Raw genomic sequence first — 20920 nt, forward strand, 5'->3', positions numbered from 1 at the left:
TTTCATTCAGCGGCTGAATGGTCATAGAACCTATGTGGGATGAAGCTTGCCCCTTCCCCCATAGGTTCTGCGCTGGACTTTACACCTGAGCAGTACGCAGTTTTTCGCTGCGCCCGCGCAGCCATTCCAGGGTCAGCAACAGCAGCACCGAGAACGCAATCAGCAACGTCGCCGCCGCGGCAATGGTGGGGCTGAGGTTTTCGCGGATGCCGCTAAACATCTGACGTGGCAAGGTCGCTTGCTCGGGGCCGGCGAGGAACAGCGTCACCACCACCTCATCGAACGAGGTGGCGAACGCGAACAGCGCTCCCGAAATTACCCCCGGCGCAATCAGCGGCAACGTCACCCGACGGAATGCGGTCAACGGCGACGCCCCCAGGCTGGCCGCCGCCCGCACCAGGTTATGGTTGAAGCCCTGCAAAGTGGCCGACACGGTGATGATCACGAACGGCACACCCAACACCGCATGCACCACGATCAGCGAGAAGAAGCTGTTGCCCAGGCCCAGCGGCGCGAAGAACAGGTAGCTGGCCACGCCGATGATCACCACCGGCACGACCATCGGCGAAATCACCAAAGCCATCACCAGCGCCTTACCGGGGAAGTCGCCGCGGGTCAGGCCGATGGCCGCCAAGGTGCCGAAGACCATGGCCAGCACCGTGGCCGCCGGGGCGACGATGATGCTGTTTTTCAGGGCGCGCATCCACTCCGCCGAGGCGAAGAAATCTTGGTACCAGTGCAGAGAGAAGCCTTGCAGCGGGTACACCAGAAAGCTGCCGCTGTTGAACGACAGGGGGATGATCACCAGCACTGGCAGTATCAGAAACAGCAGGATAAGGCCGCAGAGAATCCGCAAGCTGTAAAACCACACCCGCTCCACCGGTGACATATAAGGGCTCAGCATCGCAAGGTCTCCTTAGCTCAGGCGCAGGCGGCTGGCGCCGACCAGCCGGTTGTAGATCAGGTACAGCAATACGGTCGCCAACAGCAGCAAGCCGCCCAGTGCCGTGGCCATCCCCCAGTTGATGCTGGTGTTGGTGTAGAAGGCCACGAAGTAGCTGACCATCTGGTCGTTCGGGCTGCCCAGCAGCGCCGGGGTGATGTAGTAACCAATCGCCAGAATGAACACCAGCAGGCAACCAGCGCCAACGCCGGCGTAGGTCTGCGGGAAGTACACGCGCCAGAAACTGGTGAATGGGTGGCAGCCGAGGGAAATCGCCGCGCGCATGTAGGTTGGCGAGATACCCTTCATCACGCTGTAGATCGGCAGGATCATGAACGGCAGCAGAATGTGCACCATGGAGATGTAGACCCCAGTGCGGTTGAACACCAACTCCAGGGGCTTATCGATCAGGCCCATGCTCAGCAGCGCGCTATTGATCAGCCCGCCGGATTGCAGCAGCACGATCCACGCCGCCACCCGCACCAGGATCGAGGTCCAGAACGGCAGCAACACCAGGATCATCAGCAAGTTGCTTTTGCGCGCCGGCAGATTGGCCAGCAGGTACGCCAACGGGTACGCCAGCAGCAAGCAAATGGCAGTGATCACCAGGCCCATCCAGAACGTACGGGCGAAGATATCCAGGTAAATCGCCTGATCCGGAGTGGCCGGCGCCACTTCGCCGAGGTCGTCGATGCGGTGATCCACCGCCGCCAGCAGGTAGAACGGCGTAAAGCTGTTGGTGTTGCGCCGGATCGCCTGCCAGTACGCTGGGTCTCCCCAACGCTCGTCGAGGTTTTCCAACGCTTCTTTATAAGAGCCGGGCACTTCGGTAAACGGCAGCGCCCGTGCGGTTTTGGTCAGCAGGCTGCGATAGCCGGCCAGTTCCATGTTCAAGCGTTTGGACAGATCGCCCAGGGTCTGATTTTTGCGCGCTTCGCCCAAATCTTCGCTGAGCGCCTGGTACACCGGCTCGCCCGGCAGACCTCGCCCATCCCAGGTTTTCACCGCCACCACGGTCCGCGGCAAACCGCCTACCACTTCTGGGTTACCGACGCTTTTGTAGAGCAATGCGACGATTGGCACCAGAAACACCAACAGCAGGAACAGCACCAGCGGCGCAATCAACGCTTGGGCTTTCCAGCGATTGAGCCGCTCGGCACGCGCCAGGCGCTGCTTGAGGGTGGGGCTGTTGACCTCGTTCGAGGGAACGGCGATGGCCATGGCTGACTCCGAATCTTGAAAATGAATGCAATCTTTCACACACAAGAAATCCCTTGTGGGAGGGGGCTTGCCCCCTCCCACAGGGTTATGCGGTGTTACTTCGCAGCCCAGGAGTTGAAGCGCTGTTCGAGCTGCTCACCGTTATCAGCCCAGAAGCTCACGTCGATCTGCACCTGATTGGCGATGTTTTCCGGGGTGGTCGGCATGTCTTTGAGGATGTCCTTGGCCAGCAGCGGTACGGCTTGGGTGTTGGCCGGGCCGTAGGCAATGTTTTCCGAGTAGGTCTTCTGCTGCTGCGGCGCAACCGAGAAGGCGATGAACTTCTTCGCCGCTTCGGCGCGGTCCTTGGCCAGGCCTTTTGGAATGGCCCAGGCGTCGAAGTCGTAGATACCGCCGTTCCACACCACTTTCAGGTTGCTTTCTTTCTGCACGGCGGCGATACGACCGTTGTAGGCCGAGCTCATCACTACGTCACCAGAGGCCAGGTACTGCGGCGGTTGCGCGCCGGCTTCCCACCATTGGATCGACGGTTTGAGTTCATCGAGCTTTTTGAACGCACGGTCCTGGCCATCTTTGCCGGCCAGCACTTTGTAGACGTCTTTGGGTGCGACGCCGTCGGCCATCAATGCAAACTCCAAGGTGTACTTGGCGCCCTTGCGCAGGCCGCGCTTGCCCGGGAATTTCTTGGTGTCCCAGAAATCCGCCCAGCTGGTTGGCGCGGAGGCCAGTTTGTCGGCGTTGTAGGCCAGCACGGTCGACCAAACAAAGAAGCCCACGCCGCACGGCTGGATGGCGCCCTTCACGTAGTTCGCGCTGTCGCCGAACAGTTTCGGGTCCAGTGGCTCGAACATGTCTTCGTCGCAACCGCGGGACAGTTCCGGCGACTCCACTTCCACCAGGTCCCAGGACACGCTCTTGGTGTCGACCATGGCTTTGACCTTGGCCATCTCACCGTTGTACTCACCGGCGACGATCTTGCCGTTGCCCGCGCTTTCCCACGGTGCATAGAAGGCCTTGACCTGTGCCGCCTTGTTCGCGCCGCCGAACGACACGACGGTCAAATCCGGGCCGGCCATGGCCTGTGTTGCGCCCATCAAGCCAATTGCCAGGGCCGAATACTTCAGGGATCTCAACATTGTTGTTCTCTCCACGTGCAGGGTTGGTGAAGCCATGGGGGGCGATCAATTCGCCTCTAGAAGTGGGTCGAGTGCGCGAACGTGCTCGACTTGCCAGCCAATCGGTACCACGTCGCCGACTGCCAGGGCTGGGTCCAGCTCGGCGATCGGTTGTTTCACAAAAAAATCGGCCTTACCGCAGACTTCCAGGCGCACCCGCACGTGGTCGCCCAGGTAGATAAATTCCGCCACACGCCCCGAGAAGCGGTTGACGCAGCTTTCGCTGGAACCATTGAGGCTGACGCGCTCCGGGCGCACCGACAACGTCACCGGGCCGCCGACCTGGCCGACGTTCACCGCCAGCGCCTCGACCTTCTCGCCCCGCGCCAGCTCCACCACGCAGCGTTCGCCGCTGCGGCTGTGCAGGCGACCGTTGAGACGGTTGTTTTCGCCGATGAAGTTGGCGACGAAGGTGTTCTTCGGCTCTTCATACAGGGTGCGCGGCGCGGCGATCTGCTGGATCTCGCCCTGGTGGAACACCGCAACGCGGTCGGACATGGTCAAGGCTTCGCCCTGGTCGTGGGTCACATACACCACGGTCACGCCGAGGCGCTGGTGTAGGTGCTTGATCTCCATCTGCATGTGTTCGCGCAGTTGTTTGTCGAGGGCGCCGAGGGGTTCGTCCATCAGCACCAGTTGAGGTTCGAACACCAGTGCTCGGGCCAAAGCCACGCGCTGTTGCTGACCGCCGGAGAGCTGCGCCGGGTAGCGCTGGGCGAAGGCGTCGAGCTGGACCATGCTGAGCACGCGTTTGACGCGCTCGCTGATGTCGGTCTTGCTCAAACCGCGCACCGACAGCGGGAACGCCAGGTTCTCGGCGACGGTCATGTGCGGGAACAACGCGTAGTTCTGGAACACCATGCCGATATCGCGCTTATGCGGCGGCACGTTGTTGATAGAGCGCCCGGCCAGCTGGATCTCACCGGCGGTCGGGGTTTCGAAGCCGGCGAGCATCATCAGGCTGGTGGTCTTGCCCGACCCTGAAGGCCCGAGCAAGGTGAGGAACTCGCCCTTGCGGATCTCCAGGTTGAGGTCTTTGACGATCAGGTTCTCGCCGTCGTAGCTCTTCTGCACGCCACGAAAGCTGACCAGCACATCATTTGAATCCACCTCGCTCATACCCGCACCTTTTATTTTGGACTGCTGTGGCACAAGCGTAGTCCAGGGGCGAGGCCCCGGAAATCGGGGGCCAGGAGAGAATCTCATCAGCCGGTTGGAAGGTTGGGGGTAGGGATCGCCCTACACCGATGGCGGGCACTGGACAGTGCGGCGGCAAGAGCCCCGCTGCAAGCGGCAGGAATGGGTGCTGCGCGGTTTTGCGGGGTGTCGCAAATAGATATGCCGCTACAGAAGCTTGTGTTCCATGGCGTACCGCACCAGCTCGGCCAGGGAGGTGATATTAAGCTTCTGCATCAGGCGCGCCTTGTGGGTACTGATGGTCTTGCTGCTGAGGGCCAGTTGCTGGGCGATGTCATTGACATTGGCGCCCTGCGCCAGGCGTTCGAACACCGAGAACTCGCGCTCCGAAAGCAATGAATGCAGTGGGCGGGCATCGGTGAGGCCGACTTCGAAGACCATCCGGTCGGCCAGGTCCGGGTCGATATAGCGCCCACCGGCCGCGACCTTGCGAATCGCGGTGAGCAGCAACGCCGGATCACTGTCCTTGGTGGCGTAGCCGGCGGCGCCGACCTTCAAGGCCCGCGCGGCCATCTGCGCTTCGTCATGCATCGACAGCACCAGGATCGCCGGCGGGTTGTTCAATGCCCGAATCCGCGCAATCGCTTCCAGGCCATTGACGCCCGGCATGGAGATGTCCAGCAACACCACCTCGCAGGCCACATGGCGCAGCGTCTCCAATAACTGCTCGCCATTGCTCGCCTCTCCCACCACCTGCAGGTCTTTGGCCAGGCCGATCAATTGCTTGATGCCTTCACGGACGATGGTGTGGTCTTCGGCTACCAGTACACGGATCACAAGGCTTTCCTCTTATTGTCAGGCATCCAACGGCACCGTCACGCTCAGGGTGGTGCCCTCCCCCAACTCGCTGTGCAGGCTCAGTTGCCCGCCCATGATCAACACCCGCTCGCGCATGCCCACCAGGCCGAACGAGGTCGCACGGCCTTGTGCCTGAACGAAGCCGACGCCGTCGTCGCTGATGGTCAGGCGCAGGTCGGTGCCTTCAATCGCCAGGCTAAGTTCCACAGTATGCGCCTGGGCATGGCGCATCACATTGGTCAGCGCCTCTTGCAAGATACGAAACAGGCCGACGGCCTTTGCGTCGCTCAGGGCCGGCAGGTTATCCGGCACCTGCACCAGGCAAGGAATGTGCGTGCGCGCTTCAAAGCGCCGGGCCTGCCACTCGATGGCCGAGGCAATGCCCGCGTCGAGAATCGGCGGGCGCAGCGCGGTGGCCACGTCGCGCACCAATTGGAAAAGCTGGGCGATCAGGCGCTTCATGCTGTTCAGGCGCTCATGCAGGCCGGGGTCCAACTGCGCGTAGGCCAGCTCGCACATGGAGGTTTCCAGCTTGAGCACGGTGAGCATCTGGCCGAGTTCATCGTGCACTTCACGGGCAATGCGGGCCTTTTCTTCTTCGCGCACGGTTTCCAGGTGGGCCGACAGCTCGCGCAATTGCGCCTCGCTTTGCAGCAAGGCGGCCAGGGTGCGGCGCAGTTCGGTGACGTCGTTGAGGTACACCACCAGGTACTCGGCATCGGCAAAACGCACAAAACTCAAGGAAACGTTGGCCGGCAGGATGCTGCCATCGGCGCGCAAACAATCGGTGGCGAAATTCTGCGGTCCTTCTTCGGTGGCCCGTGCGCGTTTCCACAGATTGAGCCAGCGGTCCATGTCCAGCGTGGGGTCGAGGTCGACCAGCGGCCGCTCGATCAAAGTGCCGGGGCCATAACCGAGCATGTTTTCGGCCGCACGGTTGGCGTAGCGCACATGACTGTCCCAGTTCACCCAGAGAATGCCGACGGTGCTTTGATCGATGGAAAACTGCGTCAACCGCAGCGCCTGGGCACCGGCCGCACGGGCGGCGCTTTCTTCGCGGGCGGCCAGCAGGTCGTGTTCCAGTTGGCGTTGGTGGCGACGCTGCCAGAACACTACCGCCAGGCTGGCGAGCAGCAGCAGGCACAGCAACAGGCTCAGGTTCTGCCATAGGCCCGGGGACTGCGTTAGCCGGGGATATTGGGGTTGCAGCCAGCGGTTGTGCAGTTGGTCCAGGTCACGGGCGGGAATGGCACGCAGCGCGCTTTCCATGATGCCCGCCAGTTCCGGCCATTCGCGGCGGGTGGCTACACGCAAGAGTTGCGGTAGGCCGATATCCCCCACCACCGCCAGCCCGGCGAATTCCGCTTCGGCGGACAGACGACTCAGTTGCGCTTCATCCACCACCGCATAGCGGGCCTGTTGGCTGACCAGCAATTGCAGGGCCTGGCGCTCCATGGGCACGCCTTGCAGATTGAGATTGGGGTATGTGCTGCGTAGGTAATCGGCCACGGCACTGGGCATGCGCACCGCAACGCGGGATTGATCATCGAGTTTTTCAAGCTCCACGGCAGCGCCGCCCTCACGAATGCCCACCACACGCTGGGGCACGCGCATATAGGGGTCGGTGAACAACCACAGACGCAGGCCGGCCGGGGTCTGCTGCAGGCCGGGAGCCATGTCTACCTCGCCCTCGCGTACGGCCTCTTCCAACTGCTCCTGGGTGGGAAAGTTGCGCCACGTCAGTTCGATATTCAGCGCTTTGGCCAGCCACTGCATCAATTCGACATTGGCCCCCGACAAACGCTGTAGGCGCCGATCGTACTGCGCGTAAGGCGCTTGCAGCACTACGCCGACCCGCAGCTCCGGATGCTCAGTCAGCCATTGGCGCTGCTGCGCAGTGAGTTGCGCCTGCGGTACGCCAGGCGCGGGGGCGGCGTTTGCCATCAAGGCAACGCACAAACAGCCGATAAGCAGCAGACAGCGAAAACCCATGATCCACGTCTCACATCACTGACAAATACTGACCAACCTATTAGGCTGCTGGAATCACTTCTGGCCGGGAATTAACGATGCCCTTTCACCACCGTTCGGCACTGCCAGCATTGTGCCTGTCGCTGCTCTTTACCAGTGCCTTTTCTGTACAGGCCGCTGACGCTCCCGCGCCAGAAGCCGAAAAACCCGTAGAGCGCCAGCCGCTGCCGGAGCGCAGCCAGGCTGAAGCCAGCGCCCTGGAACGCACAATCCCACAACAAGAGCAGCAGCAATTGCAGGCCGGCAGCGATTCCTTCCTAGCCCTGTGGAAACCCGCCAACAGCGCCGAACCGGAGGGCGTGGTGATTATCGTACCGGGCGCTGGGGAAAATGCTGACTGGCCGCAAGCAATCGGCCCTTTACGCCGCAAATTGCCGGATGCCGACTGGGGCAGCCTGAGCCTGTCGTTGCCGGATGTGAGCCTAGACACCCTGCCGCCGCGCGTTATGGAAGCGCCCAAAGCCACGGTCGACACCAGCAGCAAAGAAGCCAGCACCGCGGATAAACCCATCGAGCAAGCCGCCAGCGCCGAAGCCGAGGGCACCGACCCGTCGGTGGTTCCGGGCGCCGACGAGCAGGATAAGACCGATGCCTCGCGCATTTTTGATCGCATCGACGCCGCCGTGGCCTTCGCCCAAACCCAGAGTGCGCGCAGTGTAGTGCTGCTCGGCCATGGCACCGGAGCTTGGTGGGCGGCGCGCTACTTGACCGAGAAGCAACCGTCCCAGGTGCAGAAGTTCGTCATGGTCGACGCCAAGACACCCAATGGCCGTCAGCCGGACGTGCAGCAACTGGCCCCCGGCCTGAAAATGCCGACTGCCGACGTTTTCTATCAAGACAACACACAGTCCAGCAAAAACGCCATGGCTCGCCTGCAGGCGGCCAAGCGGTTGAAGAATGACGGCTATAAACAGGTGTCGCTCAAGACCCTACCCGGAAACAGCGCCGCCGAGCAGGAACAGCTGTATCGCAGGATTAGAGGCTGGTTGAGCCCCCAAACGACACAAGACTGAAGTGGGAGGGGGCAAGCCCCCTCCCATATTTTGATAGGAGTTCTATCTTCAACGGTGGCGACTAACGAAAATCCCGGCGTTCGCGAATCAACGCATAGGCGTTGTGCAACTCGCGGGTGCGCTCGGTGGCCTCGCGTACCTGCGCTGGGCTGGCGCCGGTGCCGGCGATTTTGTCCGGATGGTGACGGCTGAGCAGGCGACGGTAGGCGCGCTTAATCGTTGACGGGTCCGCGGTGGCCGTCACCCCCAGCAACCGCAGGGCGTCCTGATACGTTGCGCTGCGATTGACCAACGGCTTGCGCTCGGGCGCGTAGTCAGCGGCCAGCGCCTTGAGTTGTTGCGGCGTCCAGCCGAGCCAGCGCCCCCACTGCTCGATCAAGTCGCGCTCGGCGTCATCCGCACGGCCGTCCGCCCAGACCATCCGCCAGCAGGCGCGCAGCACGCCTTCGGCCGCATGGGGCTGAGCCTTGAGCACACGCAAGTATCTGCGCACCCGGTCGGACCCGGATTTGCCCCGATTGAATGCCGCAATCGCACGCCGCTGAGCTGATTCGGTCATGTCCAGGGCGCGCATTTCCTGCCGCGCCTGCTGAATATGCCCATCCACCACGCGGCCATTGCTCTTGGCCAGCCGCCCCAGCAACACAAACAGCAATTCGTCATTGCGTAACGCCGGGCGACCGCCCAGGCGCTCGCGCAACTGCGCCCAACTGTGCAGTTGCAGGCGACGATCCAGCGCCTGCCCCAGCAGTGCCCCCAACAAAGCCCCCGGAATACTGGCAATGGCAAAGCCAGCCCCGGCGCCAATCAGCGTCCCTGGCCACAACATGTTACTGCCCCGCTATGAGCAGGGATTCGACTTGCGCCAGGCGCTCCAGCGTACCGACATCAATCCAGCGTCCTGCCATGTGCTCCCCCGTTACCTGACCTTTCGCCATGGCCGCGCGTAGCAGCGGCGCCAACTTGAAGGCACCCGCGCTGCAACCTTCAAACAACTTGGGGTCGAGCACGGAAATGCCACTGAAGGTCAGGTTATCGGCACCAGGCGCCGCATCATGAAGAAGACCGTGATCCAGGTAAAAATCACCGCCCGAAGGGTGATGCGCCGGGTTATCCACCATCACCAAATGCGCCAGCCCCTTGAGTGGTTGCTTGAGCTGGGTGAAATCGTAGTCAGTCCAGATATCGCCATTGACCACCAGAAAAGGTTGATCCCCCAGCAATGGCAGTGCCTGGAAAATTCCGCCGCCGGTCTCCAGCGGCTCGCCCTCCGGGGAGTAACGGATGCGCAGCCCGAATTGCGCGCCGTCGCCCAGATAACTTTCGATCTGCTGACCGAGCCAGGCGTGGTTGATCACGATGTCGGTGAAGCCGGCCTTGGCCAGCGCCTCCAGGTGATACTCGATCAGGCGCTTGCCACCGGCCTGCACCAATGGCTTGGGGGTGTGCAAAGTGAGCGGACGCATCCGTTCGCCTTTGCCCGCGGCCAGGATCATGGCCTTCATACAACGGCCTCGGCCGGCTGGCGCAGGCTGACCAACAGCTCGGATAGTTCACTCAACTGCGGACGCTCAGCCACTACCGCTTCTATATAAGCGAAGAAGCGCGGCACGTCGGCCAGGTAGCGAGGCTTGCCGTCGCGGTGGCAGATACGCGCAAAAATGCCGATGACCTTGAGATGGCGCTGCACGCCCATCAAGTCGCTGGCGCGCAGGAATTCATCGAAGTCCGCCTGCACCGGGATGCCAAGTTTCATGGCCTGCGCCCAATAACCACGCTGCCATTCCCGCACGCGGGCCTGGGGCCAACTAAGAAAGGCGTCTTTGAACAGACAAGTGATGTCGTAGGTGACCGGACCATAAACCGCATCCTGGAAATCCAGCACGCCGGGTTTGGGCTCGCTGATCATCAGGTTGCGCGGCATATAGTCGCGGTGCACCAGCACTTTGGGCTGCGCCAGGGCGCTGTCGACCAACCGATCGCTGACGCACTGCCAGAGGGCTTGTTGATGGGTATCCAATTCGATGCCCAGGTGTCGGCGCACGTACCACTCGGGAAACAGTTCCAGCTCGCGCCGCAGCAAGGCGACGTCATAACTGGGCAGCGGCGCATCCATCGGCAATTGCTGGAAAGCCAGCAAGGCATCGATGGCCTCGGCGAATAATTGATCAGCGTTGTGCTCGTCGATCACGTCCAAGTAGGTTTTTGTGCCCAGGTCATTGAGCAAAAGAAAGCCTCGCGGCAGATCTTCTGCATAAATTTTCGGAACATTTATCCCAGACCTCGCAAGTAAATGCGCGATATCGACGAAAGGTTTGCAGTTTTCCTGGGGGGGTGGCGCATCCATGACCACGAAAGTTCGGCCACCTCCCTCCCAACGGAAATAGCGCCTGAAACTCGCGTCGCTGCTGGCCGCGGTCAATGTGGCCGGGGGTACGGCACCCCAGCCGTGAGCTTTGAAAAGGATCGGCAACTGCTCATCCAGCCAGACTTCCAGCTGTTGTAAACGTAGATCTTGCTCGGGCATTACAAGGGTCTCCGACGGCGCTAGCCGTCAAGCGGGTCATGCTTTATTATCACGCATCTTTTTCAGACCATCGAGAGGCGTGCGGCCCACACCGCGGGCAGATGGCACGCAGGAAGCCCGGACTAATAAGATGGCATTGAAATCCCCCGCGTTTCGTAGAAAATTTCCGTTGCTGGTAACCGGCAGTCTGCTGGCCATGCAACCTTTCGCCACCTCATTCGTGGTCGCCGCGGAACAGTATGACTGCTCAGTCTCTGCTTCGGGTGCCTGGGATTGCGCGCCGAAAACCGCCGCTGCCCCGCTACCACCGCGCCCGGTGCATGACGGTGCAGCCGTCAGCTCGGCCAACAGCACGGCGCAAGCCGATGCCGGTGGCAGCGCTGAGGCCGAGCCCAAGACCGCACTGGTCACCGAAGCCAAGGGCCGCGGCCTGCGCTCGCGCAGCGCCGACTATAGCCACTTGGACTGGGTGCCTCGCGAAAAGTTGACCGCGGCCCAACTGGCCGAAACCGGTCCTTACTGCGCCGGTGCGTACGTCGAACCGACACGTCCTGGCATGAACGACAAGACCAACAAGAGCGACGCGCCGACCTTCATCGGTGCCAAGGCCTCTCGTTACGAGCAGGAATCGCAAGTTGCGACCCTGGCCGGTGACGTCGTCATGCGCCAGGGCAGCATGCAGCTCGAATCCCAGGAAGCCAGCCTGTACCAGGCCGAGAACCGTGGCGAGCTGAACGGCAATGTGCGTCTGCGTGACAACGGTGCACTGATCGTCGGCGACCACGCCCAAGTTCAGTTGGACACCGGCGCCGCCCAGATCGACAACGCCGAATATGTGATGCACAAGTCGCGCATCCGCGGCAGCGCGCTGTACGCCAAGCGTGCCGAAAACGCGATCATCCGTCTCAAGGACGGTACGTACACCACCTGCGAGCCGGACAGCAACGCCTGGCAGCTCAAAGGCAATAACATCACGTTGAACCCGGCCACCGGTTTCGGTACGGCGACCAACGCGACGTTGCGGGTCAAGAACATCCCGATCCTGTATACGCCTTATATCTACTTCCCGATCGACGATCGTCGTCAGTCCGGCTTCCTGCCGCCGAGCTTCGCCACTGGTGGCGAAACGGGCTTTGCGCTGACCACGCCGTACTACTTCAACCTGGCGCCGAACTATGACGCCACGTTGTACCCGCAATACATGACCAAGCGCGGCCTGTTGATGGAAGGCGAATTCCGCTACCTCACCAAGTCCAGCGAAGGCCAGTTCGGCGGCGCGTACCTGAACGACGACAGCGACGAGCGCAGCAAACAGACCGATTACGAAAAAACCCGCTATATGCTCAATTGGCAGCATAAGGGTGGGTTGGATTCGCGGTTGTCGACTCAGGTCGATTACACCAAGATCAGCGATCCGTTCTACTTTCAAGATTTGAAAAGTAACCAAATCGGCGTGGAATCCCAGGACTTCCTCAATCAGCAGGGATCCGTTACCTATCGCGGTGATTCTTATCAGGCTCGCTTGAATCTTCAAGCTTACCAACTGGCAACTATTTCCCAGATAACGCCGTACGACAGACTGCCGCAAATCACCTTCAATGGTGCACTGCCTTATCATCCAGGCGGACTGAACTTCAGTTATGAAACAGAAGCCGTAAGATTTGATCGAGACCTGCGCAGCGGTAGGGTTCTTGACAAAGATGGCGGCCCTGCCAATTCAGATGGCACCTTTGGTGAAAGACGCCTTGATGAAAACGTCACAGGCCTAACACGTGCTAATGGCACTCGACTTAATGTTGCCCCAGCCGTTGATTACCCAATGAACTGGACCTACGGCTTCATTACACCGAAGCTCAAGTACGTCTATACCAAATACGATCTGGACCTGGACGGAACAGGCAAGTCGCAGATGGCGAATGCCGGTCAAACCTTCAAAAGCTCTCAAGATCGTGCGGTGCCCATTGCCAGCGTGGACAGCGGCCTGTACTTCGACCGCCAGACCAACTGGTTCGGCAAAGCCTACAACCAGACCCTCGAACCGCGTGCTTACTACCTCTACGTCCCGAACAAGGACCAGAGCGATATTCCTGTCTTCGACACCAGCGAGTACGCATTCAGCTACGGCTCGCTGTTCCGCGACAACCGCTTCAGCGGCTCTGACCGGATCGGCGACGAGAACAAACTGTCCCTGGGCGTAACCAGCCGCTGGATCGAAGAGAACGGTTTCGAGCGTCAGCGCGTCAGCGTCGGCCAGGCGATTTACTTCAAGGACCGTGAAGTTCAACTTCCAGGCGTACTGGCCGCTGACCGTGCCGATGCACAGTCCGACGTATCCCCTGTCGCCTTGGAATATGAGTTCCGCTTCAACCGCGACTGGCGTGCCACTGCCGATTACAACTGGGACACAGAAGAGCACAGTGCCCGCTCCGGCAGCGCAATGTTCCACTACCAGCCGGAAGACAACCCCAACAAGGTGGTCAACCTTGGTTATCGCTATCGCAACGACCAGGTGGTCTACAACCAGCTGACTGGCAAATGGCAGTTCGGTGGGGACTACGGCACCGAAGGTCAACCGAACTTCGTGAAGGATTACTACAAAATCCAACAACACGACTTCTCGATGATGTGGCCGATCATTCCACAGTGGAACCTGATTACCCGTTGGCAGTATGACTATGCCCGCAACCGCACCCTGGAAGCGTTTGGTGGTTTCGAGTACGACAACTGCTGCTGGAAATTGCGTGTCATCAACCGTTACTGGGTTTCCAACGACGAATATACCCAGCTCGCCCCGCTTAACGAAAAGGGTGACCACGGGCTCTTCTTCCAGATCGTCCTCAAAGGACTCGGCGGCCTGACCGGCGCCAAGGTAGAGAGCTTCCTCGACAAAGGCATTCAAGGTTATCGTGAACGTGAAGATCAAGCTTTCTGATTGTCTGCGCCCGCTCCTGCTGGGCGCGCTGTTCCTGGGAACCGCAGCGGCGCATGCCGCGGTCCAGCCGCTGGACAAGGTCGTGGCCATTGTCGATAACGACGTGATCATGCAGAGCCAACTGGACCAACGGGTCAAGGAAGTTCAGCAAACCATCGCCAAGCGTGGCGGTGGCGTGCCACCTACCAGCGTCCTGGATCAACAGGTACTGGAACGCTTGATCGTCGAGAACCTGCAACTGCAGATCGGCGAACGTTCCGGCATTCGCATCTCGGACGAAGAGTTGAACCAGGCGGTAGGCACGATTGCTCAGCGCAACAATATGAGCATCGACCAGTTCCGCGCCGCCCTGGCGCGTGACGGCCTGTCCTATGAAGATGCCCGTGATCAGATCCGCCGTGAGATGATCATCAGCCGTGTACGTCAGCGCCGTGTGGCCGAGCGGGTTCAGGTGTCCGAGCAGGAGGTGAAGAACTTCCTGGCCTCGGACCTGGGCAAGATGCAGCTTTCCGAAGAACTGCACCTGGCCAATATTCTGATTCCGACACCGGACAGCGCCAACTCCGAACAGCTCAATGCAGCCGCCGCCAAGACCCAAGCGATTTATGATCGCCTCAAGGCCGGTGCTGATTTTGCGCAAATGGCTATCGCCCAGTCCGGCAGCGACAACGCCCTTGAAGGCGGTGATATGGGCTGGCGTAAGGCCGCTCAATTGCCACCGCCGTTCGACCGTGAACTGAGTGCGATGGAAGTGGGCGGCATTACCCAACCAGCGCGCACGCCGGGCGGTTTCATCATCCTGAAGTTGTTGGAGCGTCGTGGTGGCCAAACCTCGTTGAAAGACGAAGTACATGTTCGTCACATCCTGGTCAAACCAAGTGAAATCCGCACCGAAGCGCAAACCAAGGAATTGGCCCAGAAAATCTACGAGCGCATCCAGAATGGTGAAGACTTCGCCACCTTGGCCAAGAGCTTCTCGGAAGATCCGGGTTCGGCCCTCAACGGCGGCGACCTGAACTGGATCGACCCGAAAGCGCTGGTGCCAGAGTTCCAGCAGGTCATGGCCGATACTCCGCAAGGTGTGTTGTCCAAGCCGTTCAAGACTCAATATGGCTGGCATGTGCTGGAAGTCCTTGGCCGTCGCGCCACCGACAACACCAGCCAAGCCCGCGAACAGCAAGCGCTGAACGTACTGCGCAACCGCAAGTACGATGAGGAGCTGCAAACTTGGCTGCGTCAGATCCGTGACGAGGCCTATGTGGAAATCAAGCTGCCAGGCGCCGAGCAAACAGGCACCGACCAGGCAGTTCAGTGAAACCTCAGCGTTTCGCGGTGACACCCGGCGAGCCCGCCGGCATCGGTCCAGACCTGTGCCTGCTGCTCGCCTCGCAACCTCAGCCACACCCCCTGATTGCCATTACCAGCCGCGACCTGCTCCTTGAGCGGGCCGCGCAGCTGGGTGTGGCTGTGGATCTGCTGGACGTGGCACCGGGCAACTGGCCCGACGTGCCGGCACCGGCAGATAGCCTGTATGTGTGGGACACCCCACTGCACGCCAAGGTCGTGGCCGGGCAGCTGGATACGGCCAATGCGGCGTTTGTGTTGCAAACCCTGACTCGCGCCGGGCAAGGCTGCCTCGATGGCGACTTCGCGGGCATGATCACCGCGCCGGTGCACAAGGGCGTGATCAATGAGTCCGGCATCGCGTTTTCCGGTCACACCGAGTTCCTTGCCGAGCTGACCCACACCACACAAGTCGTGATGATGCTTGCCACCCGCGGCTTGCGTGTAGCCCTGGTGACCACGCACCTGCCGCTGCGTGAAGTTGCCGACGCCATTACCGCCGAGCGTTTGGAGCGCGTGACGCGCATCTTGCATGCCGACTTGCGCCAAAAATTCGGCATCGCCCAACCGCGCATCCTGGTCTGCGGGCTCAACCCCCACGCCGGCGAAGGCGGCCACTTGGGCCATGAAGAAATCGACATCATCGACCCCACCCTGGAGCGTCTGCGCCAAGAAGGCATGGACCTGCGCGGCCCACTGCCCGCGGACACTCTGTTTACCCCCAAATATCTGGAGCACTGCGACGCAGTGCTGGCGATGTACCATGACCAAGGGCTGCCGGTGCTGAAATACAAAGGCTTCGGCGCCGCCGTCAACGTGACCCTGGGCCTGCCGATCATCCGTACCTCCGTCGACCATGGCACTGCCCTGGACTTGGCGGGCAGCGGCAAGATCGATACCGGCAGCCTGCACGTGGCCCTGGAAACCGCCTATCAGATGGCCGAGACCCGTATATGACCGAGCATTACCAACACCGGGCGCGCAAGCGCTTCGGGCAGAATTTCCTGCACGACGCAGGCGTGATCGACCGCATCCTGCGCTCCATTCACGCCAAGCCCGAAGACCGCCTATTGGAAATCGGCCCAGGCCAGGGCGCACTGACCCAAGGCTTGCTGGCCAGTGGCGGGCAGTTGGACGTGGTGGAGTTGGACAAGGACCTGATCCCGATCCTCAATCAGCAATTCGCCGGCAAGTCCAACTTCAACCTGCATCAGGGCGATGCGCTGAAGTTCGACTTCAATAGCCTCAACGCCGCGCCTAATAGCCTGCGCGTGGTCGGCAACCTGCCCTACAACATCTCCACACCCCTGATCTTCCACCTGCTGAACAACGCAGGGATCATCCGCGACATGCACTTCATGCTGCAAAAAGAAGTGGTGGAGCGCCTGGCCGCTGGCCCTGGAGGCGGCGATTGGGGTCGACTGTCGATCATGGTTCAGTACCACTGCCGCGTCGAACACCTGTTCAACGTTGGGCCGGGCGCCTTCAACCCGCCGCCGAAAGTTGATTCGGCCATCGTACGCCTGGTCCCCCATGCCGTGCTGCCACACCCGGCCAAGGATCATCGCTTACTGGAGCGCGTGGTACGCGAGGCGTTCAACCAGCGCCGCAAAACTTTGCGCAACACGCTCAAGGCGCTGCTGAGCAACGCCGAAATCGAAGCCGCCGGGGTAGACGGCAGCCTGCGCCCCGAGCAACTGGACCTGGCCGCGTTCGTGCGCCTGGCTGACCAGTTGGCCATCCAGCCTGCGCCAGCCGCAGACTGAAACCTGCTGTGCATGGGCCAGACGGCATGTCTGGCCTAGTGCCCACCTCTTGGCCTAGACTGATCCGCATCTGCTGTCTTCCGCTTTTGCTTTTAAGGCCTCTTGCATGTCCGATCCTCGCTACCAGATCGACGTCAGCGTCGTCACCCGCTTCCTGGCGGAACAATCGCAACCTGAACAAAACCGCTACGCCTTTGCCTACACCATCACGGTGAAAAACAACGGGCTGGTGCCGGCTAAACTCCTCTCTCGCCACTGGGTGATTACCGACGGTGACGGCCAGGTCGAAGAAGTCCGCGGCGCCGGCGTTGTCGGCCAGCAGCCATTGATCGACAGCGGCGCCAGCCACACTTACAGCAGCGGCACGGTGATGACCTCCAAGGTCGGAACCATGCAGGGCTCCTATCAAATGAAAGCCACCGACGGTCATTTATTCGACGCCATGATCAAACCATTCCGTCTCGCCGTGCCCGGAGCCCTGCACTGATGGCGACGTATGCGGTCGGTGACCTGCAAGGTTGCCTGGAGCCCCTCAAATGCCTACTGCAACGGGTCGCCTTCGACCCGGCGCAGGATCGCCTGTGGCTGGTGGGTGATTTGGTCAACCGTGGCCCCGAGTCGCTGGAAACCCTGCGCTACCTGTATAACCTGCGACATTCGTTGGTTTGCGTGTTGGGCAATCACGACCTGCACCTGCTGGCAGCGGCGAATAACATCGAACGTCTGAAAAAAGGCGATACGCTGCTGGAAATTCTCGAAGCACCTGACCGCGACGAACTGCTGGACTGGCTGCGTCGGCAAAAGATCATGCATTACGACGAAGGCCGCCGCATGGCGCTGGTGCATGCCGGCATCGCGCCGCAATGGACGCTGAAAAAAGCTCTTAAATGTGCGGCCGAGGTCGAGCACGCTTTGGCCGACGATAGCCTGTACACCGCCTACCTGGACGGCATGTACGGCAACGAGCCGGTTAAATGGGATAACGACCTTACCGGCGTCGCTCGACTGCGGGTCATCACCAACTACTTCACGCGCATGCGCTTCTGCACCGCCGAGGGCAAACTGGACCTCAAGAGCAAGGAAGGCGCGGACACCGCATTGCCCGGCTATAAACCCTGGTTTGCCCATAAAGAACGCAAGACCCGTGACACCAAGATCATCTTCGGCCACTGGGCGGCCCTGGAAGGCCAGTGCGACGAGCCCGGCGTGTTTGCCCTCGACACCGGTTGCGTGTGGGGTGGCGCCATGACCCTGATGAATATCGACACGGGCGAGCGCCATCGCTGCCAGTGCCAACCCCCTCTTCCCGTTACACAGCCGGCCGCCGCCAAGCGCTAGACGCCGCTTGCCGCCCGCCCAAGGAGCCCGCCATGAGCGAATTCAAACGTATCCCTCCCGAACAAGCCAAGGCTCTGCGCGAGCAAGGCGCGGTAGTAGTCGATATCCGTGACCAGCCGACCTACGCCGCTGCGCACATTGCTGGCGCCAAGCACTTGGACAACGTCAACATCGCTGACTTTATCCGCGACGCCGACCTCGATGCACCAGTGATCGTGGCGTGCTACCACGGTAACTCCAGCCAGAGCGCAGCCGCGTATCTGGTCAATCAAGGCTTCTCCGACGTCTATAGCCTGGATGGCGGGTTTGAGCTGTGGCATGCGACCTTTCCTGCAGACATCGCATCAGTCGATTCGCAATAATTTTTTTCACACCCCGCTACCCCGCGTGACGCTTGGGCTCGCGCCGTTTCTGACGAACGGCGCGGTCAAACTAATTACGTATCGCGCCTTGACCTCTCCGATTCCGAACTATCCTTAAGCGCAGGCCATCCGAATCAGGGGAGAGCCGGTACACCGGCGTGCGGGTCATCGGTAGCGTTTCAGGGTGTTCTGGGGGGAAAACAACCATTGGCGATCGTCGATGGTTGCCAGCATCGACTGATTGATCCGGCGTCGGCTCCACGTATCGAGCGAGGTGACGACGTCATGAGTATTTTTAGCCACTTCCAACAACGCTTCGCATCCACACAGCAGGAGGAACTCACGCTTCAGGAGTATCTCGAGCTGTGCAAGCAGGACCGCAGTGCCTACGCATCCGCCGCCGAGCGCCTGCTGTTGGCCATCGGTGAGCCGGAGCTGGTAGACACCTCGAACAATTCGCGTCTATCGCGAATATTTTCCAACAAGGTGATCCGCCGTTACCCGGCCTTTGAAGACTTCCATGGCATGGAAGAGTGCATCGATCAGATCGTCTCCTACTTCCGCCACGCCGCCCAAGGCCTGGAAGAGAAGAAACAAATCCTCTACCTGCTCGGCCCCGTGGGCGGCGGCAAATCGTCCCTGGCCGAAAAGCTCAAGCAACTGATCGAGAAAGTGCCCTTCTACGCCATCAAGGGTTCGCCGGTGTTCGAATCGCCCCTGGGCTTGTTCAACGCCACGGAAGATGGCGCGATCCTCGAAGAAGACTTCGGCATCCCACGGCGCTATCTCAATACCATCATGTCACCCTGGGCCACCAAACGCCTGGCCGAGTTCGGCGGAGATATCAGCCAGTTCCGCGTGGTGAAGCTTTATCCATCGATTCTCAATCAGATCGGCGTGGCCAAGACTGAACCGGGGGACGAGAACAACCAGGATATTTCCGCATTGGTGGGCAAGGTCGATATCCGCAAGCTGGAAGAATTCCCGCAGAACGACGCCGACGCCTACAGCTACTCAGGCGCATTGTGCCGAGCCAACCAGGGCCTGATGGAGTTCGTGGAAATGTTCAAGGCACCGATCAAGGTGCTGCACCCACTGCTTACCGCGACCCAGGAAGGCAACTACAACAGTACCGAAGGCCTGGGCGCCATTCCATTTACCGGCATCCTGCTGGCCCACTCCAACGAATCGGAATGGCACACCTTCCGCAATAACAAGAACAACGAGGCGTTCATCGATCGGATCTACATCGTCAAGGTGCCGTACTGCCTGCGGGTCAGTGATGAGATCAAGATCTACGACAAGCTGCTGTTCAACAGCTCCCTGTCCAAGGCTCATTGCGCGCCCGACACCCTGAAGATGCTGGCGCAGTTCACCGTGCTGTCGCGGCTCAAAGAACCGGAAAACTCCAACATCTACTCAAAAATGCGGGTGTACGACGGCGAGAACCTCAAGGACACCGATCCCAAGGCCAAGTCGATTCAGGAATATCGCGACTCCGCTGGAGTGGACGAGGGCATGAACGGCCTGTCGACCCGCTTCGCGTTCAAGATCCTGTCCAAAGTGTTCAACTTCGATCCCCACGAGATTGCCGCCAACCCGGTACATTTGCTGTATGTGCTGGAACAGCAGATCGAACAGGAGCAGTTCCAGGCAGAAACTCGCGAACGTTACCTGCGGTTCCTCAAGGAATACCTGGCACCGCGCTATATCGAGTTTATCGGCAAGGAAATCCAGACTGCGTACCTGGAGTCCTACAGCGAGTACGGCCAGAACATCTTCGACCGCTACGTGCTGTATGCAGACTTCTGGATCCAGGATCAGGAGTACCGCGACCCCGAAACCGGCGAAATTCTCAACCGTGTAGCGCTCAACGAAGAACTGGAAAAAATCGAAAAACCTGCCGGCATCAGCAATCCGAAGGATTTCCGCAACGAAATCGTCAATTTCGTACTGCGCGCCCGTGCCAACAACAACGGCAAGAACCCTACCTGGCTCAGCTACGAGAAGCTGCGGGTGGTTATCGAGAAGAAAATGTTCTCCAACACCGAGGATCTGCTGCCGGTCATCAGTTTCAATGCCAAGGCCAGCAAGGAGGATCAGCAAAAACACAACGACTTCGTTACTCGAATGGTCGAGCGTGGCTATACCGACAAACAGGTACGCCTTCTTTCGGAATGGTACCTGCGGGTCCGGAAATCGCAGTGAGAGAAGCAGCTGTAAGCTTCTAGCGACACGCGGCAAGGGAAAAGCGACAGAGCCCGTCAGTGGGC

General features: G+C 60.4%; 18 protein-coding genes. 9 read left to right on the forward strand and 9 right to left on the reverse strand.

Annotated elements, in window-relative coordinates:
• Window positions 1-79: 79 nt before the first annotated feature.
• From QRN41_RS24135 to QRN41_RS24160, 6 genes are all read right to left on the reverse strand, one after another.
• Window positions 80-904 (reverse strand): ABC transporter permease, encoded by an 825-nt coding sequence (locus QRN41_RS24135; protein ID WP_034115270.1) that lies wholly within the window; start codon window positions 902-904, stop codon window positions 80-82.
• 12 nt (window positions 905-916) lie between these two features.
• A complete protein-coding gene (locus QRN41_RS24140) occupies window positions 917-2164 on the reverse strand; it encodes an ABC transporter permease (RefSeq protein WP_034101053.1) in 1248 nt (415 codons plus the stop codon).
• 95 nt (window positions 2165-2259) lie between these two features.
• Complete coding sequence (locus QRN41_RS24145; RefSeq protein ID WP_034139536.1) at window positions 2260-3300, reverse strand: ABC transporter substrate-binding protein; 1041 nt, start codon at window positions 3298-3300, stop codon at window positions 2260-2262.
• Window positions 3301-3345: 45 nt separating this feature from the next.
• The gene (locus QRN41_RS24150) at window positions 3346-4458 is read right to left on the reverse strand and encodes an ABC transporter ATP-binding protein (protein WP_034139537.1); all 1113 of its coding nucleotides are present in this window, start codon (window positions 4456-4458) and stop codon (window positions 3346-3348) included.
• 225 nt (window positions 4459-4683) lie between these two features.
• Complete coding sequence (locus tag QRN41_RS24155) at window positions 4684-5313, reverse strand: response regulator (RefSeq protein ID WP_034101058.1); 630 nt, start codon at window positions 5311-5313, stop codon at window positions 4684-4686.
• Window positions 5314-5331: 18 nt separating this feature from the next.
• On the reverse strand, window positions 5332-7326 hold the full coding sequence (locus tag QRN41_RS24160; protein WP_285422201.1) for a PAS domain-containing sensor histidine kinase: 1995 nt from the start codon (window positions 7324-7326) through the stop codon (window positions 5332-5334).
• 77 nt (window positions 7327-7403) lie between these two features.
• Here QRN41_RS24160 and QRN41_RS24165 point away from each other — a divergent pair, with 77 nt between their 5' ends.
• On the forward strand, window positions 7404-8378 hold the full coding sequence (locus QRN41_RS24165) for an alpha/beta hydrolase family protein (protein WP_094064202.1): 975 nt from the start codon (window positions 7404-7406) through the stop codon (window positions 8376-8378).
• Between the two features lie 61 nt (window positions 8379-8439).
• Here QRN41_RS24165 and QRN41_RS24170 read toward each other — a convergent pair whose 3' ends face one another.
• From QRN41_RS24170 to QRN41_RS24180, 3 genes are read right to left on the reverse strand one after another with little or no spacing between them, the layout of a single operon-like run.
• Window positions 8440-9207 (reverse strand): TerB family tellurite resistance protein, encoded by a 768-nt coding sequence (locus tag QRN41_RS24170; protein WP_285422203.1) that lies wholly within the window; start codon window positions 9205-9207, stop codon window positions 8440-8442.
• Between the two features lies 1 nt (window position 9208).
• Window positions 9209-9883 carry an N-acetylmuramate alpha-1-phosphate uridylyltransferase MurU gene (murU, locus tag QRN41_RS24175; RefSeq protein ID WP_285422204.1) on the reverse strand — a complete coding sequence of 225 codons (675 nt, stop codon included), beginning with the start codon at window positions 9881-9883 and terminating at the stop codon, window positions 9209-9211.
• Window positions 9880-10905 (reverse strand): aminoglycoside phosphotransferase family protein, encoded by a 1026-nt coding sequence (locus QRN41_RS24180; protein ID WP_285422205.1) that lies wholly within the window; start codon window positions 10903-10905, stop codon window positions 9880-9882. Before QRN41_RS24180 ends, murU begins: the two co-directional genes overlap by 4 nt.
• Before the next feature lie 130 nt (window positions 10906-11035).
• Here QRN41_RS24180 and QRN41_RS24185 point away from each other — a divergent pair, with 130 nt between their 5' ends.
• The 8 genes from QRN41_RS24185 (at window position 11036) to QRN41_RS24220 (ending at window position 20855) form a co-directional block, all read left to right on the forward strand.
• A complete protein-coding gene (locus QRN41_RS24185; protein WP_034139543.1) occupies window positions 11036-13837 on the forward strand; it encodes an LPS-assembly protein LptD in 2802 nt (933 codons plus the stop codon).
• Entirely contained in the window at window positions 13812-15152 is a 1341-nt protein-coding gene (locus tag QRN41_RS24190) for a peptidylprolyl isomerase (RefSeq protein WP_285422206.1), read from the forward strand. The genes QRN41_RS24185 and QRN41_RS24190 overlap by 26 nt, the downstream gene beginning before the upstream one ends.
• Window positions 15149-16138, forward strand: coding sequence for a 4-hydroxythreonine-4-phosphate dehydrogenase PdxA (gene pdxA, locus QRN41_RS24195; RefSeq protein WP_285422207.1), 990 nt, complete (start codon window positions 15149-15151; stop codon window positions 16136-16138). The genes QRN41_RS24190 and pdxA overlap by 4 nt, the downstream gene beginning before the upstream one ends.
• Window positions 16135-16947, forward strand: coding sequence for a 16S rRNA (adenine(1518)-N(6)/adenine(1519)-N(6))-dimethyltransferase RsmA (rsmA, locus tag QRN41_RS24200; RefSeq protein ID WP_034101068.1), 813 nt, complete (start codon window positions 16135-16137; stop codon window positions 16945-16947). The genes pdxA and rsmA overlap by 4 nt, the downstream gene beginning before the upstream one ends.
• 106 nt (window positions 16948-17053) lie before the next feature.
• Window positions 17054-17434 carry a Co2+/Mg2+ efflux facilitator ApaG/CorD gene (gene apaG / locus QRN41_RS24205; protein WP_034101069.1) on the forward strand — a complete coding sequence of 127 codons (381 nt, stop codon included), beginning with the start codon at window positions 17054-17056 and terminating at the stop codon, window positions 17432-17434.
• The gene (locus QRN41_RS24210) at window positions 17434-18285 is read left to right on the forward strand and encodes a symmetrical bis(5'-nucleosyl)-tetraphosphatase (RefSeq protein ID WP_285422208.1); all 852 of its coding nucleotides are present in this window, start codon (window positions 17434-17436) and stop codon (window positions 18283-18285) included. Before apaG ends, QRN41_RS24210 begins: the two co-directional genes overlap by 1 nt.
• A gap of 32 nt (window positions 18286-18317) precedes the next feature.
• Complete coding sequence (gene glpE, locus QRN41_RS24215) at window positions 18318-18647, forward strand: thiosulfate sulfurtransferase GlpE (RefSeq protein ID WP_285422209.1); 330 nt, start codon at window positions 18318-18320, stop codon at window positions 18645-18647.
• Window positions 18648-18932: 285 nt separating this feature from the next.
• A complete protein-coding gene (locus QRN41_RS24220) occupies window positions 18933-20855 on the forward strand; it encodes a PrkA family serine protein kinase (protein ID WP_034101074.1) in 1923 nt (640 codons plus the stop codon).
• Window positions 20856-20920: the final 65 nt, after the last annotated feature.

It is taken from the genome of Pseudomonas sp. efr-133-TYG-23 (genome assembly GCF_030209215.1).
Taxonomy (GTDB): domain Bacteria; phylum Pseudomonadota; class Gammaproteobacteria; order Pseudomonadales; family Pseudomonadaceae; genus Aquipseudomonas; species Aquipseudomonas rhodesiae.